12 protein-coding genes and 1 riboswitch are annotated in these 16,200 nt (G+C 69.4%); all 12 genes read left to right on the top strand.

Annotated elements, in window-relative coordinates:
* The first annotated feature begins 291 nt into the window (after positions 1-291).
* Complete coding sequence (locus BKH20_RS14930; RefSeq protein ID WP_075390860.1) at positions 292-1,917, top strand: S8 family peptidase; 1,626 nt, start codon at positions 292-294, stop codon at positions 1,915-1,917.
* A 274-nt stretch (positions 1,918-2,191) separates the two neighbouring features.
* A complete protein-coding gene (locus tag BKH20_RS09530) occupies positions 2,192-3,970 on the top strand; it encodes an anthranilate synthase component 1 (protein ID WP_075390859.1) in 1,779 nt (592 codons plus the stop codon).
* A 6-nt stretch (positions 3,971-3,976) separates the two neighbouring features.
* A complete protein-coding gene (locus BKH20_RS09525) occupies positions 3,977-4,684 on the top strand; it encodes an anthranilate synthase component II (protein ID WP_081381675.1) in 708 nt (235 codons plus the stop codon).
* Between the two features lie 113 nt (positions 4,685-4,797).
* A complete protein-coding gene (trpD, locus tag BKH20_RS09520; RefSeq protein WP_075390858.1) occupies positions 4,798-5,886 on the top strand; it encodes an anthranilate phosphoribosyltransferase in 1,089 nt (362 codons plus the stop codon).
* A 9-nt stretch (positions 5,887-5,895) separates the two neighbouring features.
* On the top strand, positions 5,896-8,163 hold the full coding sequence (gene trpB / locus BKH20_RS09515; RefSeq protein WP_075390857.1) for a tryptophan synthase subunit beta: 2,268 nt from the start codon (positions 5,896-5,898) through the stop codon (positions 8,161-8,163).
* Position 8,164: 1 nt separating this feature from the next.
* Positions 8,165-9,040: a tryptophan synthase subunit alpha gene (gene trpA / locus BKH20_RS09510; protein ID WP_075390856.1), complete on the top strand. Its 876-nt coding sequence runs from the start codon at positions 8,165-8,167 to the stop codon at positions 9,038-9,040.
* A 211-nt stretch (positions 9,041-9,251) separates the two neighbouring features.
* Complete coding sequence (locus BKH20_RS09505; RefSeq protein ID WP_075390877.1) at positions 9,252-10,781, top strand: hypothetical protein; 1,530 nt, start codon at positions 9,252-9,254, stop codon at positions 10,779-10,781.
* Positions 10,782-10,913: 132 nt separating this feature from the next.
* Positions 10,914-12,425 (top strand): hypothetical protein, encoded by a 1,512-nt coding sequence (locus tag BKH20_RS09500; protein WP_075390855.1) that lies wholly within the window; start codon positions 10,914-10,916, stop codon positions 12,423-12,425.
* Positions 12,426-12,588: 163 nt separating this feature from the next.
* Positions 12,589-13,170 carry a type II toxin-antitoxin system PemK/MazF family toxin gene (locus BKH20_RS09495; protein WP_075390854.1) on the top strand — a complete coding sequence of 194 codons (582 nt, stop codon included), beginning with the start codon at positions 12,589-12,591 and terminating at the stop codon, positions 13,168-13,170.
* 240 nt (positions 13,171-13,410) lie between these two features.
* On the top strand, positions 13,411-13,671 hold the full coding sequence (rpsT, locus tag BKH20_RS09490; protein ID WP_009396927.1) for a 30S ribosomal protein S20: 261 nt from the start codon (positions 13,411-13,413) through the stop codon (positions 13,669-13,671).
* A 107-nt stretch (positions 13,672-13,778) separates the two neighbouring features.
* Positions 13,779-15,266 (top strand): DUF1846 domain-containing protein, encoded by a 1,488-nt coding sequence (locus BKH20_RS09485; RefSeq protein WP_075390853.1) that lies wholly within the window; start codon positions 13,779-13,781, stop codon positions 15,264-15,266.
* A 131-nt stretch (positions 15,267-15,397) separates the two neighbouring features.
* A riboswitch (FMN riboswitch) is annotated at positions 15,398-15,527 on the top strand.
* Positions 15,528-15,613: 86 nt separating this feature from the next.
* The coding region (gene ribD / locus BKH20_RS09480; protein WP_256693122.1) for a bifunctional diaminohydroxyphosphoribosylaminopyrimidine deaminase/5-amino-6-(5-phosphoribosylamino)uracil reductase RibD at positions 15,614-16,200 on the top strand (587 nt) is incomplete at its 3' end.

Genomic DNA, 16,200 nt, shown 5'->3' with positions numbered 1-16,200 from the left:
CACCCCAGCCCGCCGGGCCAACCCGCAGTGTGAGGTGAGGCCGCACGTCGTTGCGCCGCTACGTGGCGGCTCGTCGCAGTCGGGTCATGCACTAAGGCCAGGACGGCAGACGCAGCGAGCGCGTCTGACCCGGGCAGCTCTGACAGCTCTGTCCGCACAGCCCGTTGGGGAGGCCTCCCCACACTCACCGTTGGGACTTTTCCGCCGTCTCATGCCAGAATCGTCGCATTCCGGATGCCTGAGCACTCCCTGTCCCGAGACGTCCCTACCGAAAGCCTCCCCACCATGACCATGACCCTCAGCAGAAAACGTGTCCTGCTCATCAGCGTCGCCTCCGTCGCGGTGATCTGTCTCATCGCCGTCGGCCTGGTTCGCGCCGGAGTCCTCGGCGGACACAAGGCCACCGCCGCGGCATCGACCTCCGCCCACGGCAACGAGGCGAAGGTCACCGAGCCCAGTGACCGCTTCATCATCTCTTACGCCGAGAACTCGGCGGCGGGCAAGGTCATCGCCTCCGCGAAGGCCTACGGCGAGAACGTCCTCAACTCCCTGCCCGCCAAGGACAAGGAGGCGCTGACCGCCGCCGCGGGAAAGTTCTCGGTCAAGCTGGAGAGCGTGACCGCTCACGCCATGAGCACAGCGGCCGTGAAGCTGAGTGGCAAGCTCACCGTGGATCAGGTCAAGGAGTTCATCTCCACGCTCGAGGCCGCCGACGGCATTGAGGCCGTCGAGCCCGATATTCACGTCACCGCCCTGGGCGACACCTCCGCCCAGGACAGCAATGTCCCCAACGACCCCTACTTCTCCGAGCAGTGGGACATGACCTCGGGCTCCTACGGAATCAACGCCACCAACGCCTGGTCGCAGTCCACCGGCAAGGGCGTCACGGTCGCCGTCATCGACTCCGGCATCCTGACCGACCACCCGGACCTCAAGGGCCAGCTCCTGCCGGGCTACGACTTCATCTCCGACGCCGAGAGCGCCCGTGACAACGACGGCTACGACGCCGATCCCTCCGATGAGGGGGACTGGTCCGAACCGGGTGAGTGCTCCGCCCATGACGCAGGCAGCAAGCACCGGGACAAGGGCCAGCAGTCGACCTGGCACGGTTCCCATGTAGCCGGCACCATCGCCGCGCGCACGAACAACGGCGATGGTGTCGCAGGTGTCGCCCCGGACGCCAAGATCGTGCCCATCCGCTTCCTGGGCCGCTGCGGCTCCGACGGCGCCAACCTCGTCGACGCCATCACCTGGGCCTCTGGTGGCAAGGTCAACGGCGCACCGGTCAACAAGAACCGTGCCCAGGTCATCAATATGAGCCTGGGCGGCCCTGGCGCGTGCACACGCTTCCTGCAGAAGACAATCGATTCCGCTGTCACACGCGGCTCGATCATCGTCGCCGCCGCCGGCAACAGTGATGAGGACGCCGGTAACGTCAATCCTGCCAGCTGCGAGAACGTCATCACCGTCGGTGCCACCACGAGCACCGGGACCCGCTCGTCCTTCTCGAACTACGGTGACACCGTCGAGATCTCCGCCCCCGGTGGAGAGGCCAGCAAGACCAGCCCCAAGATCCTGTCCACGACCGACGAGTCGTCGACAGCCCCACAGGCCCCCGCTTACTCCTTCATGATAGGCACCAGTCAGGCGGCTCCCCACGTCTCCGGGACCATCGCGCTGATGCTGGCCGCCAACCCCGATCTGAAGACCGCGGAGGTCGTCACCATCTTGCAGAACACGGCCACCCCCATGACCAAGTGCGACCGAAAGTCCTGCGGCGCCGGCATTGTCAACGCAGCCTCCGCCGTCGCCGAAGCGGGCAGCAAGAGCGCCAAACCCAGCAGCAAGCCCAGCGCCAGGCCAAGCGCCAGGCCCAGCGCCACCTCCGGTGGGAGAACTCTCCGCCTGGGCAACTGACACGGATGACCTCCTGAGCCGCACCGACGCCTGTGTACGCCACACGACCGGTGCGGGCAGGCGTCTCATCCCCGGCCGACGATTTGGTCACGTCACGACCTCGTTCTACCCTCGGTGCCATGACAGCGTTCCGTGACCGCCAGTGGTGGTGGCTCCCCTCGAGGCGAGCCGCCATCATCCTGACGCGTTAGGACCTTCCGGCTCGCTCACCGCGGGCCCGCCCGACGTATGAGTGAGAGGCCCGCCTGAACCCCGATCTCAGGAAAGAGGCCCCATGTCACCCACCGTGCCAGACTCCGTGCCAGACACTGCCCCCGCGGCCGCACCGTCAGCTGCCTCGCCGACTGTGCTGACGCGCTCGGTGCGCTACCACGCCGACGGCGGCGCCCTGCTGGAGCAGCTGACTCGCTCCGGTCTGCTGCGCACCACCGCGGGCTCGGCCGACGAGGGCTCCGTGCGGCCGGTGGACTGCGTCCTGCTGGAGAGCGCCGACATCACCACCAAGGCCTCGCGTACCACGGTCGCCGTCCTGGAGGCCTCGACCAGGCTGACCTGCTGGGGCGGGACCGTGATGGCTGAGGCGCTGGACGCCGTTGACGCAGGAGCCCCCGGGGCCGATGGTCTGGCGGCTCTGGCGCGTCTTGAGGAGGGGCTGGCCGAGTACGTCACCGACCGCTCCCCCGGCCGGTTGACTCTGACCCTGCCCACGATCTGCGACGACGACCCGACCATCGAGGAGCGTGAGCGACTCACCGCCCTGTCCACGATCGAGCCGCTGCGCCTCCTGGCCCGGGCCGAGGTCGACCACCCCCACCTGCCGCTGGAGGCGGGGGCCTTCGCCTTCGACTACCTGTCCACCTTCGAATCCCTGCCCGAGGTGGCCCAGGGCGCCAACACCTGCCCCGACTACCTCTTCTACGACGCGCGCATCATCCTGGTCGTCGACCACCCCACGCGGGAGGCGACCCTGGTGGGGGCCTCGGTCGACGTCGCCGACCTGGAGCGGCGTATGGAGGCGTTGGCCGCCGCCATCGACGGGCTTGAGGACTCAGCCGACACTGCCGACGCAGCGCACGCAGCTGCCGACACAGCCGTTGAGGCACCGGCCCCGGCCGGTGGCGTCGTCTCCCCCGGCTCCCGTGTCCTGCACGCGGTGCCCACCACCTCCGACGCCGACTTCGAGGCGGTCGTGGAGGAGATGCGCGGTTACATCGCCGACGGCGACGTCTACCAGGTGGTGCCCGCGCGCGGCTTCACCATTGACTGCCCTGATGCGCTGGCCGCCTACCACGTGCTGCGCCACGCCAACCCCAGCCCGTACATGTTCTACCTGGCCGCCCCGGACTTCGAGCTCTTCGGTGCCTCCCCGGAGTCGGCGCTGCTGTACTCGGTGCGCAGCGGCCGGGTCGCCATCCGCCCCATCGCCGGGACCCGGCCGCGCGGGCTGCACGCCGACGGCTCGGTGGACCACGAGCGCGACACCCGCCTGGAGCTGGAGCTGCGCACCGACGCCAAGGAAGTCGCCGAGCACGTCATGCTCGTGGACCTGGCCCGCAACGACGTCGCCCGGGTCAGCCGTCCGGGTACCCGCAGTGTCCAGGACCTCCTGCGCGTGGACCGCTACAGCCGGGTGATGCACCTGGTATCCGAGGTCTCCGGCGAGCTGGCCGAGGACCTGGACGCCTTGGACGCCTTCCGCGCCTCCATGACGATGGGCACCCTCACCGGGGCCCCCAAGCTGCGGGCCGCCGAGCTCATTCGCCAGGCCGAGGGCGTGCGTCGCGGCTCCTACGGGGGCTCGGTGGGGTACATCCGCGGTGACGGCGAGTTGGATACCTGCATCGTCATCCGCTCCGGTTTCGTCTCCGCCGGTACCGCCCTGGTCCAGGCCGGGGCCGGTGTCGTGGCGGCCTCCTCCCCGGCCGCTGAGGCCGCCGAGACCGTTCACAAGGCCCGCGCCGTCCTGGAGGCGGTCGCCGCCGCGCAGGGCGCCACCCTCGTCATTGACCGCACCGGCAGCTGGACCGGCAGCCGGACCGACAAGGAGGCCTGAGCCATGATGCCCCTCACCAGCAGCCAGAGCACCGCGCAGGACGCCCGTAGTGTTGCCGAGGCATCGGCACCGGCTCGAGTGGTTCTGCTCGACAACCGCGACTCCTTCGTCTACAACCTCGTTGACCAGTTCGCGACCCTCGGCTCCCAGATCGAAGTCTACCGCAACAACGTGCCGGCCTCCCGGGTGCTCTCCGCCCTGGAGCCCACCGCGGCCGAGCAGCAGGCAGGGCGGCGTCCGGTCCTGTGCCTGTCCCCGGGGCCGGGCTATCCGGCGACGTCGGGCTGCCTCATGGAGCTCATCGCCACCGCCCTGGATGAGGCGATTCCCACGCTGGGCATCTGCCTGGGGTTTCAGGCCCTGGTCGAGGCCTGCGGCGGGCGAGTCGCCCCGGTCGGCCCGGTCCACGGCCGCTCCGACCGCCTCGAGGTCACTGAGGCGGGGCGCGCGGACGAGGCCTTCGCGGTGCTCGACGGCGGTCCCCTGGACGTGGCCCGCTACCACTCCCTGGGTACGCGCACACTGCCCGAGGCACTCGTCAGTCTGGCCCGGACCACCCAGGCGGATGAGGACGCAAGCGGAGGCATCGTCATGGCGGCCCGGCACCGGTCGCTGCCCGCGGTCGGGCTGCAGTTCCACCCCGAGTCGATCCTCACCCCGCAGGGCCCGGCCCTGCTCAAGGCCGTCACCACTGGCCTGGCCCGGATCCCCTGAGCCACGCACCGCCCCGTCGGCCCGCAGATGCCGACGTCGGAGCCACCGTTCGGGCAGAATCACCCCCGGGCGCTCGACCAGCCTCAACCACCCGCATAAGGAGCTACAGACCGATGAGTCAGACCAACAGTGCGGCCCCGGCCGCTGCGCAGGCCGCGCCTGCTGCCACGGCGCAGGAGGCGCACGAGCTGCTGCGAGAGGTGGTTCAGGGGCGGCGCCTGAGCCGCGAGCAGGCCTCGACGGTCTTCGCGGCCCTGGGCGCCGGCGACCTGTCCGAGGTGGAGACGACGGCGCTGCTGGCGGCGCTGCACGCCCGCGGTGAGGAGCCCCAGGAGGTCGCCGGGGCCGCGAGCGCCTTCCGTCAGGTGGCCCGGGACTTCCCGTCGGTGTCCTTCCCGCTGGTGGACGTCGTGGGCACCGGGGGCGACGGCGTGGGCACGATCAACATCTCCACGGGGGCGGGCCTGGTGGCCGCCTCGATGGGGGTCGCGGTGGCCAAGCACGGCAACCGGGCCGTGTCCTCCAAGACGGGGGCGGCCGATGTCATCGCCGAGCTGGGGCTGCCGCTGGACGTGGAGCCGGCCACGGCGGTCGAGCTGTTGGCCCGTGACCACTTCACCTTCCTGTTCGCCCAGGCCTACCACCCGGCGATGCGGCATGTGGCCCCGGTGCGCAAGGCGCTGGCCACGCCCACGATCTTCAATGTCCTGGGGCCGCTGGTGAACCCGGCCCACCTGACCTTCCAGCTCATGGGCGTGTGGGACCCGGGCATGCTGGACATGATCGCTGAGGCCATGGTCCAGCTGGGGCGCGAGCGCGCGCTCGTGGCCCACGGCTCGGGCCTGGACGAGATCGCCGTCCACGGGCCGACCCTTGTGCGTGAGGCGACGCCCGATGGGGTGCGGGCCTATGAGGTCACGCCTGAGGATCTGGGGGTGCCCGCCTACGAGCTGGCCGACCTGCTGGGTGGGGAGCCGGCCGACAACGCCCGCCTGCTGCGTGAGGCCGTCTCGGGTGAGGGGCGGCCCGCCCACCGTGACGCGATCGCCGTCAATGCCGGCGCCCTGCTGTACCTCACCGGCCGGGCCGACAGCCTCGCCGACGGCACGGCGGCGGCCCTGGAGCAGATCCTTTCCGGCGGCGTGGCCCGCCACCTGGAGTCCATGACCAAAGCCAGTGACCTCGCCACTGAGACGGCCTGAGGAGGAGCCGTGACCACCCCAGACACCGCCCCCGTCCCCGCCGCGCCACCCGATGGTGCAGGCCCTGGCGAGCGCGCCCACCGTGAGCCGGTCGAGGCGCGTCTCATCGCCACGGGCACCGTCCTGGACTCGATCGTCCAGGCGCGCCGCGAGCGCATTGATGAGCTGCGCGCCCGTTTCGGGCACCTGAGAGCCGAGGACCTGGAGCGCTCGCAGCGCTCCTTCGCGGCGGCCCTGCGTACCCGCAGCGGCCAGGGGCTCAGCCCGCAGCCGGCTCTCATCATGGAGTGCAAGGCGGCCTCGCCCTCACGCGGCACCATTCGCTCCGACTACGACCCGGCCGCGTTGGCCGCCCAGTACGCGCCTTACGCGGCCGCGGTCTCGGTGCTCACCGAGCCCGACCGCTTCAACGGCTCCTTCGACGACCTGGCGGCTGTGCGCGAGGTGGTGGACGTGCCCGTCCTGTGCAAGGACTTCATCGTTGATGAGGTCCAGGTGCTGGCGGCCCGCAGCCTGGGGGCGGATGCGGTCCTGCTCATGCTCTCGGTGGTGCCCGACGACGTCTACCGCGAGCTGGCCGACCTGGCCCACAGCCTGGGCATGGAGGTGCTCACGGAGGTCTCGACCCCACAGGAGATGCACCGCGCCTCGGTTCTGGGGGCGGAGGTCATCGGGATCAACAACCGCAACCTGCGCACCCTGGAGACGGACCTGGCGCGCACTGAGGAGCTCGCCCCACTGGCCCCGCCCGGGGTGGTCCTCGTGGGTGAGTCGGGGGTCGGTGCTCCCGACGACGTGCAGCGTCTGTCGGGCCTGGTGGACGCCCTCCTGGTGGGTTCGTCCCTGTCCGGGGCCCCGGACCCGGCCGAGGCCGCCCGGGAGCTGGCCACCGCGGTGCCGCTGCCGGAAGGGGAGGGTGCGTCGTCGTCGGCCCTGGACCGGGACGGCCAGGGGTCGGGGCACCATCCGCGCCTGCCGGCCTTCTTCGGACCCTACGGGGGCCAGTTCGTACCCGAGCTGCTCATTCCGGCGCTGGACCAGCTCGAGGACGCCTTCATCGACGCCCAGGCCGATCCTGCCTTCGCCGCCGAGCTGGAGACGCTCATGACCCGCTACCTGGGGCGTCCCACGGCTGTCACCGAGCTGCGCAACCTGCCGTTGGAGGGCAACGCGCGCATCCTGCTCAAGCGAGAGGACCTGGTTCATGGAGGCGCCCACAAGGGCAACCAGGTTCTGGGGCAGGCCCTCCTGGCCAAGCGGATGGGTAAGCGGCGCATCATCGCCGAGACCGGCGCCGGCCAGCACGGGACGGCCACGGCCATGGTCTGCGCCCTGCTGGGCCTGGACTGCACCATCTACATGGGGGCCACCGATGTCGTGCGTCAGGCGCCCAATGTCGAGCGCATGGAGCTCATGGGTGCCACGGTGGTCCCGGTGGACAGTGGCGCGGGTACGCTCAAGGACGCGGTCAATGAGGCGCTGCGCGACTGGACGGCCTCCTTCGCCGACACCCACTACCTGCTGGGCACGGCCGCCGGCCCGCACCCCTTCCCCACGATCGTGCGCGAGTACCACCGGGTCATCTCCCGGGAGGCCCGCGCCCAGGTCCTGGGGCTGACGGGGCGGCTGCCGGACTCGGTCATCGCCTGCGTGGGGGGTGGCTCCAACGCGATCGGAATGTTCGCCGAGTTCATCAACGACCCCGGGGTCGAGCTCATCGGGGTCGAGCCGGCCGGTGAGGGGCTGGACACGCCCCGCCACGGCGCCCCCATCAACAAGGGGCTGGTGGGGATCCTCCACGGGGCGCGCAGCTACCTCATGCGCACCTCGGAGGGGCAGGTCGAGGAGTCCTTCTCGGTCTCGGCGGGCCTGGACTACCCGGGCGTGGGGCCCGAGCACGCCTGGTTGTCGGACACCGGCCGGGCCCGCTACGTGGGCATCAGTGACGACGAGGCGATCGAGGCCTTCCGGCTGCTGTCGCGCCACGAGGGGATCATCCCGGCCATGGAGTCCGCCCACGCTCTGGCTCAGGCCCTAGCAATGGCCCGGGTGGTGCCTGACGGCGAGGAGCCCCCGATCCTGCTGGTGTGCCTGTCGGGCCGTGGGGACAAGGATCTCGACCAGGTGCAGGCGAGGCTGGGGGGCTCCTTCTCCACGGACGGCGCCGTGGCTAGGGCCTCGCGCATGGTGGAGCAGATGGGCAAGCGCACCGAGTACGCGGGCCTGAACGCCGCCAGGGGCGCCAGCCTGAACGCAGGCTTGGGTGAGGAGTTCTGAGATGAGTCGTTATCCTGCAATGTTCGCCGCCCTCAAGGAGCGCGGTGAGGGCGCCTTCGTCCCCTTCGTCATGGTCGGTGACCCCGATGCGGACACCAGCGAGGCCGTCATCGAGGCGCTCATCGCCGGCGGGGCCGACGCGCTGGAGCTGGGTGTGCCCTTCACCGACCCGGTCGCTGACGGTCCCACGATCCAGAAGGCGCATGTGCGGGCCCTGGCCGCGGGTGTGGGATTCCAGGACTGCCTGGAGGTGGTTCAGCGTGTGCGCCGGCGCCACCCGTGGCTGCCTATCGGCATGCTCATCTATGGCAACGTGCCCTTCGCGATGGGCCTGGAGCGCTTTTACGCCGAGTGCGCGCAGGCCGGCATCGACTCGGTGCTGCTTCCCGACGTCCCGATCCGCGAGTCGGCAGCCTTCAGCCGGGCCGCCCAGGAAGCCGGTGTCGACGCCGTCTACATCGCCCCGCCGTCGGCTGCGGCCGAGACCTTGGACGCGGTGGCGGCGGCCTCGCGCGGCTACGTCTACGCCGTCTCCCGGGTGGGGGTGACCGGCACCGAGCGGGCCTCCTCGACCGTGGGCCTGGCCGAGTCGGTGGAGCGTCTGCGGGCCGACGCCGCTGCACCGGTGATGCTGGGCTTCGGCATCTCCACGCCCGAGCAGGTCGCCGAGGCCATCGCAGCCGGCGCCGACGGCGCCATCAGTGGATCGGCCACGGTCAAGATCGTGGAGCGCTACGCCCCCGAGATCGTGGCGGCGACCTCCGCCAGCAACGGCGCAGGCGGTCATGAGGAGCGTCGCCACTATGCGCTCGGGGCGCTGCGCAGTGACCTGGTCACGTTCACCGCCACGATGAAGGAGGCCACGCGCCCGCACTGATGGGCGGGGTCTGGCAGACAAGTCACGAAGAACAACGACACAGGTCGGTTGCGCCGAAAGCTGGGTGCGATCGACCTTTGTCTATTCCTTTCATGAAGGCCGGGGAAGCGCGGTAGAAGAAGCACTTCGCCATTTCCATAGCGCCCTGTTCAGGGATATATTAAAGGACCGATTGGCTTCCCTTCCGATCATTTCAGTGAAAGGCGTGCTCATGCACTCCCCATCCTCCCCACCCGCTCGTCCGTGGCGGCGCCTCCTGCGCATCGCCCTGGCTCTTCCTCTGCTCACCGTCGGCGCCGTCGCCGCTCCGGTGAGCGCAGCCGTCCCAACCGCCGCCCCGGACACCGGTATCACCGTGGAGGGGCGCTATCATTCCGCCGGCACCGGCTGCCACGGCTCCGACAGTGCCGACGGCTGTCTGAGCTGGGGGGTGCGAGTCCCCTCGACCGTCGCCCCGAACGCATCCGCCACCATCACTATTGAGGCCGACTCCGTGCCGGGTCAGTGGACCTGGTCCTGTCCCTCTCCGGACGGCGACAGGGTGGCCGGAACCAGTGCCTTCTACATCGACAGGGGCAAGGACGAGCCCGTATCGAAGCTGGCCGGCTCCGGCCTGGGTTTCTTCGACCATCTCTACTACAACCAGCACGGGGACAGCGCCGGCTCGGTCACAGCCGCTTCCTGCACTCCTGAGCACCTGAGCCTGACCTACGAGGTCGACTTCGACTCCGCCCGGGACCAGAGCTCCTATCTCGACCTGGACCTGGGGACCACAGTCGTGGCTCCCGGCGCGGACGCGCGCAGCTACACCTTCAGCCCGAAGATCACGACCTCCACGGGCAGCCTGGTTCTCACGCCCAACGCGACGGCTCACAAGCCCGCTGCCAGTGCGGCTCACGCCACCGTGTCCACCCAGGAGGTCGCGGTCGACGGCGCCGCCAAGGACACCTCCCGCTTCACCATGACGGCGCGGAACGACTCCACCACACCCCTGTCCAACTTCACCATCTCCGCCGGCCGGACCAGGGGACAGGCACAGGTAGGTGCTCTGACCTGCGACCTGACCGCCTTCGGAGGCAAGGTCGTCTCCGCCACAGGACCGGCCGAGAACCTCACGGTCTCCAGCGGAGCGGCGAAGGTCCCTCAGGGCAAGGAGATCACCTGCCAGGTGGACCTCACCGGCATCACGGGTCGCAACCGGGTCACGGCCGCACTGACCACCGGCAAGCAGTCCTTCTCCAGCGACTACACCAAGGACCGGCCCATCAGCGAGGTGAAGGTCCAGCCTACTGATCGCAGCGTGGAGGCCGCCCCCACCGGCACCTACGAGGTCGAGATCGGCTACTCCGTCACCTTCACCAACACCACCGACGCCGTAGGACAGACCTCCAATATCGTCCTGCACCCCCCGATCCCGGCCGGCTTCAGCTTCATGTACGTGTTGGACAGTGGCGTCCCGTGGTGGATCAGCCCGGACGACTACGCGCTCCAGCCCGATGGCTCCATACCCCTGTCCACGGGCGACACCCTGTACGCCCACTCGTCAACCACGATGACCTTCACCGCCTTCTACGAGGTCAAGGCCGAGGCGGTCACCGAGGACACCTGGAAGTCCCTGGGCACCTGCGACCCCAAGGACCCCTCCAAGGGACTGACCACCCAGATCGACGTCGTCGGCAGCGACGGGGTTGAGCCCGGCACCTACTCTGCCTGCACCGTCGTGACGCGCACGAAGAACTGAGCACGAGCACAGGTCGATCAGCCCGACTGGATGAAGGTCGGATAGGTGAGTACCTCACCTATCCGACCTTCACATGACTTTCTCCCACAACGGGAATCCAAAACTCCATTCACCTCACCGAAAGGCGTGCTCATGCACTCCCCATCCTCCCCACCCGCTCGTCCGTGGCGGCGCCTCCTGCGCATCGCCCTGGCTCTTCCTCTCATCGCCGCTGCTGCCGTCGCCGCCCCGGCGTCCGCTGATACCGACATCACCGTGGAGGGGCGCTACCACACGGCCAGCGCCGGCTGCCACGGCTCCGGCAATGCCGAGGGCTGCCTGAGCTGGAGGGTCCGCATCCCATCGGCCATCGCCCCGAAGAGCTCCACGAACGTCACCATCGAGGCCGATTCCGTGCCGGGTCAGTGGACCTGGTCCTGCCCTTCCCAGAACGGTGACGAGGTGGCCGGGACGAGCTCCTTCTACATCGACAAGGGCGAGGGTGAGCCCCCGGCGTTGATAGCGGAGTCCGAGCTGAGTTCCATCTCTGAGCTGTACAACCCGCTGCTGAACGAGTCCATCGGCTCGGTCAAAACTGTGTCCTGCACTCCTGAGCACCTGAAGCTGACCTATGAGATCAACTTCTACACCCAATGGGACAAGAGCAGCTACGTCGACCTGGATCTGGGGACCACGGTGGTGGCGCCCGGTGCGGATGCGCGCAGCTACCGTGTCACCCCCACCATCGAGGTCTCCACGCGCAACGCGATTCTTCGGCCCACTGTCAGCGCACACAAGCCCGCTGCCAGCGAGGCTCACGCCACCGTGTCCGCCAAGGAGGTCGCGGTCGACGGCGCCGCCAAGGACGCCGCCCGCTTCACCATGACGGCAAGGAACGACTCCACCACGCCCCTGTCCGACTTCACCATCTCCGCCGTCAGGTCCAGGGGGCAGGCCCAGGTGGGCGCCCTGACTTGCGACCTGACGGCTTTCGGCGGCAAGGTCGTCTCCGCCACGGGACCGAGCGAGAACCTCACGGTCTCCAGCGGTACAGCGAAGGTCCCCCAGGGCAAGGAGATCACCTGCCAGGTCGACCTGACCGGCGTCGTGGGTCGCAACCGGGTCACGGCCGCACTGACCACCGGCGGACAGACCTTCTCCAGCGACTACACCAAGGACCGGCCGGTGGTTGAGGTGGAGACTCATCCCACGGATCTCCTGGTCGAGGCCGCCCCCACCGGCACCTACGAGGTCGAGGTCGGCTACACCATCACCTTCACCAACAACACCGACGCCGGGGGGAGCAGCTCCGATATCGTCCTGCGCCCCCGGATCCCCTCCGGTTTCACCCTCAAGAGCGTCACGGGTACCGGTACCCCGCGGTGGGTCGGCCCGGACAGCTATGCCCTTCAGGATGACGGCTCCTTGTCATTGCGCACCGGAGCCTCCCTGAACGCCCACTCGTCAACCACGATGACCTTCACCAGCACCTACCAGGTCAACGCCGAGGCGGTCACCGAGGACACCTGGAAGTCCCTGGGCACCTGCGACCCCCAGGACCCCTCCCAGGGACTGACCATGCAGATCGACGTCGACGGCAGCTACGGCGGCACCGAGGCCGGGACCCACACGCTCTGCACCCCCATGACGCGCACCGGGAACTAGCACCTTCACGATGCGGGCCTTGCGGGTGCACCGCATCATCGGCGCATTCGCCGGCGCCACCGGTGGTCCTCCTCCTGCTTCGGGGCGGGGCCACCGGTGGTGCTGGTTGCCGCCGTGAGCCTGCGGCGGCCACCCCATCCCGCCCGACGGTAGGGTGGCGCCCATGGCCAGCCTTCTCAACCGGATCCTCACCCTGCTCGGGCACGCCGCCTCCGACGCACTTGCCCAGAAGCCCTCGGCGCCGTCCGGCACGTCCGGCAGCACGCCATCCGGTTCCGCTGAGCCTGCTCAGGTCCGCGCTCCCAAGTCGTCGGCGGCCCCCTCGTCGCGAGGCGTCAGCGTCTACGACGTCTCCGCCCTGGGGCTGCCCGCCTTCAGCTACTCCCCCGACCCGGACGGCGAGGCCGACCCCGGCGAGGTGGTGTGGGCCTGGGTGCCCTTCGAGGAGGATCCCTCCCGGGGCAAGGACCGGCCGGTCCTGGTCGTGGCCCGCCATGAGACCCGTCTGGTCGTGGCCCAGATGACGAGCAAGGACCACGACCGCGACGCCGCCCAGGAGGCGCGCTGGGGTCGTTTCTGGTACGACGTCGGCACCGGTGACTGGGACCGTCAGGGCCGCCCCAGTGAGGTGCGCCTGGACCGTCTGCTCCTGGTGGAGCCGGCCTCCGTGCGCCGCGAGGGGGCCACGATGAAGCGTGAGGTCTTTGACGGCGTCGTGGCCGCCCTGCGCCACCACCACTCCTGATCGCCTCCGCAGCGCCGCCAGGATGCGAAGGCTCATGGGGCGATGCACCTCACGCCTCGACCCCGCTTCGCGCCTGGGGGCATGGGGAACCTGAATGATACAGTCGCCTACTGGACCTCTGGCCTGGCCGGCTGCGGGGTCCGGCGACCGGGTCAGCCAGGTGCCCCACCACCTCATGTCAGCCCGTGGCGCGAACCCTCTCTCCGGCCATCGACCAATCAGACGCGAGAAAGTTTCACCGTGGCGAACATCAAGTCCCAGATCAAGCGCATCAAGACCAACGAGAAGGCCCGCCTGCGCAACAAGTCCGTCAAGTCCGAGCTCAAGACCTACGTGCGCCGCGTGCGCGAGGCCGTCGAGGCCGGTGACAAGGACGCCGCACTCGAGCACCTCAAGGCCGCCTCCCGCAAGCTGGACAAGGCCGTCTCCAAGGGCGTCATCCACAAGAACCAGGCCGCCAACCGCAAGTCCAAGCTCGCCAAGCGCGTCGCCTCCCTCTGAGGCCACCGCAGCAGTGAGCATCTGAAGGGCGCCTCCCTCCGGGGAGGCGTCCTCCTCTTTTTTCCACCCCCTCCACCCGTTCATCAGACCGCTTCAAGGAGAGCCCATTGCGCATCGGATTCGACCGCGACAAGTACCTGCGGATGCAGTCCAGCCACATCGCGGAGCGCCGCGCCCAGTTCGGCGGCAAGCTCTATCTGGAGTTCGGCGGCAAGCTCATCGACGACATGCACGCCTCGCGCGTGCTGCCGGGCTTCACCCCGGACAACAAGATCGTCATGCTCGCCGAGCTGGCCGACGAGGTCGAGATCGTCATGGCGGTCAACGCCAAGCACCTCGCCCGAAACAAGGTCCGCGCGGACCTGGGCATCCCCTACGAGGACGACCTGCTGCGCCACATCGACGCCTTCCGCAGCTACGGGCTCTACGTGGGCAGCGTCGTCGTGACCCAGTGGACTGATGACAACCGCCAGGCCCACGACTTCAAGCGCAAGCTGGAGGCGCTGGACATCACGGTCTACCGTCACTTCCCCATCCCCGGCTACCCCGGTGACGTCGCCCGCATCGTCTCGGCGGAGGGCTACGGGCGCAACGAGTACATCGAGACCAAACGGGACCTCGTGGTCGTCACCGCCCCCGGCCCTGGCAGCGGCAAGATGGCCACCTGCCTGTCCCAGATCTACCACGACCACCAGCGGGGCATCTCCTCGGGCTACGCGAAGTTCGAGACCTTCCCGATCTGGAACCTGCCCCTGGACCACCCGGTCAACATCGCCTACGAGGCCGCCACCGCCGACCTCGACGACGTCAACATGATCGACCCCTTCCACCTGGCGGCCCACGGCGTCCAGACCGTCAACTACAACCGCGACGTCGAGGTCTTCCCGGTCCTGAGCCGCCTGTTCGAGGAGATCCTGGGCTCCTCACCTTACGCCTCCCCCACGGACATGGGCGTCAACATGGCCGGCAACTGCATCAGCGACGATGAGGCCTGCCGGCAGGCCGCCTGCCAGGAGATCATCCGCCGCTACTACCGGGCACTGGTTGCCGAGAAGCGCGAGGTCATCGTCCCCGTCCAGTCCCAGCGGATCGGGCTGCTCATGGCCAAGGTGGGGGTGAGCAAGGAGGACCGCCCCGTCGTACGGCCCGCGCTGGAGGTGGCTGAGGCCACCGGCGAGCCGGCCTCGGCGATCGAGCTGCCCGACGGGCGCATCGTGACGGGCAAGACCTCCGCCTTGCTGGGGTGCTCCTCTGCGATGCTGCTCAACGCCCTCAAGCTCCTGGCCGGGATCGATGACCACATCAACCTGCTGGCCCCGGCCTCCATCGAACCCATCCAGAGGCTCAAGACACAGGAGCTGGGCAGCCGCAACCCGCGCCTGCACACCGACGAGGTGCTCATCGCCCTGGCCGTGTCCGCCAACGGGGACGACAACGCCCGCAAGGCCCTCGACCAGCTCGAGACGCTGCGGGGCTGCGACGTCCACACCTCCACGATCCTGGGCCCGGTGGACGAGGGCATCTTCCGCGCCCTGGGCGTGCAGGTCACCAACGAGCCCGTCTACGCCACCAAGTCCCTGTACCGCAAGAAGTGAGGCCCGGTGCGGGCCACCCTCCCGCGGTGCGCCCGCACCCGGACACCCCGCCGAGGTGTGGATGGTCACATAGCTGCGGAGAGGTGACTGAACGCACTCGCGCGCGGTACATTCTCCCCAACGAGATGAGCTCGTGTGCTCTGGGGTCGGTGAAAGTCCGAACCGGCGGTAACAGTCCGCGACCCGGTCGCATCCAGCGGCCGGCTGACCAGGTGGAACTCCTGGACCGACGGTGAGAGTCCGGATGGGAAGCGCACACGGGACACACCATGCCTCGCCTGGTGCCGTGCACCCGGCACTCCGTCATGGCGGTGTCTCTCCCCAGCGCACCCGAGGGAGAGGACCGGATGACCTCGTTCACCACCGTGCAGACGGCCGCAATGCAGCGCGCCCTACGGGCCGCGGTCTCCCCCGACGCCCCGCCCGGCCCCAACCCCCGGGTTGGCTGCGTCATCCTCTCCGCCGACGGCGACGTCCTCGCCGAGGGCCATCACCGTGGTACCGGCACCGCCCACGCCGAGGTTGACGCACTGGCGAACCTCGCCACGACAGGCGCCTCCGCCCGAGGAGCGAGCGTCCTGGTCACCCTCGAGCCGTGCAATCACCAGGGCCGCACCGGCCCGTGCGTCCAGGCGCTCCTCGACGCCGGCGTGGCCGAGGTCATCTACGCCCAGGACGACCCGACCGAGCAGGCCGGAGGCGGCGCGGCGGCACTGGAGGCCGCCGGCGTGCGGGTACGGCGTGGGCTGTGCGCCCAGGAGGCCGCGCGTCTCAACCGCCCGTGGCTCCTGGCCGTGACCCGCGGACGCCCCATGGTGACGTGGAAGCTCGCCGCCACCCTCGACGGCCGTATCGCCGCCGCTGACGGCACCAGCCAGTGGATCACCCCGGTGGCGGCCCGCCACGACGCCCACCGCCTGCGCCGCCAGTGCGA

The organism is Actinomyces oris (genome assembly GCF_001937445.1).
Classification (GTDB): domain Bacteria; phylum Actinomycetota; class Actinomycetes; order Actinomycetales; family Actinomycetaceae; genus Actinomyces; species Actinomyces acetigenes.
This window is presented reverse-complemented; position numbering and strand designations above follow the sequence as displayed.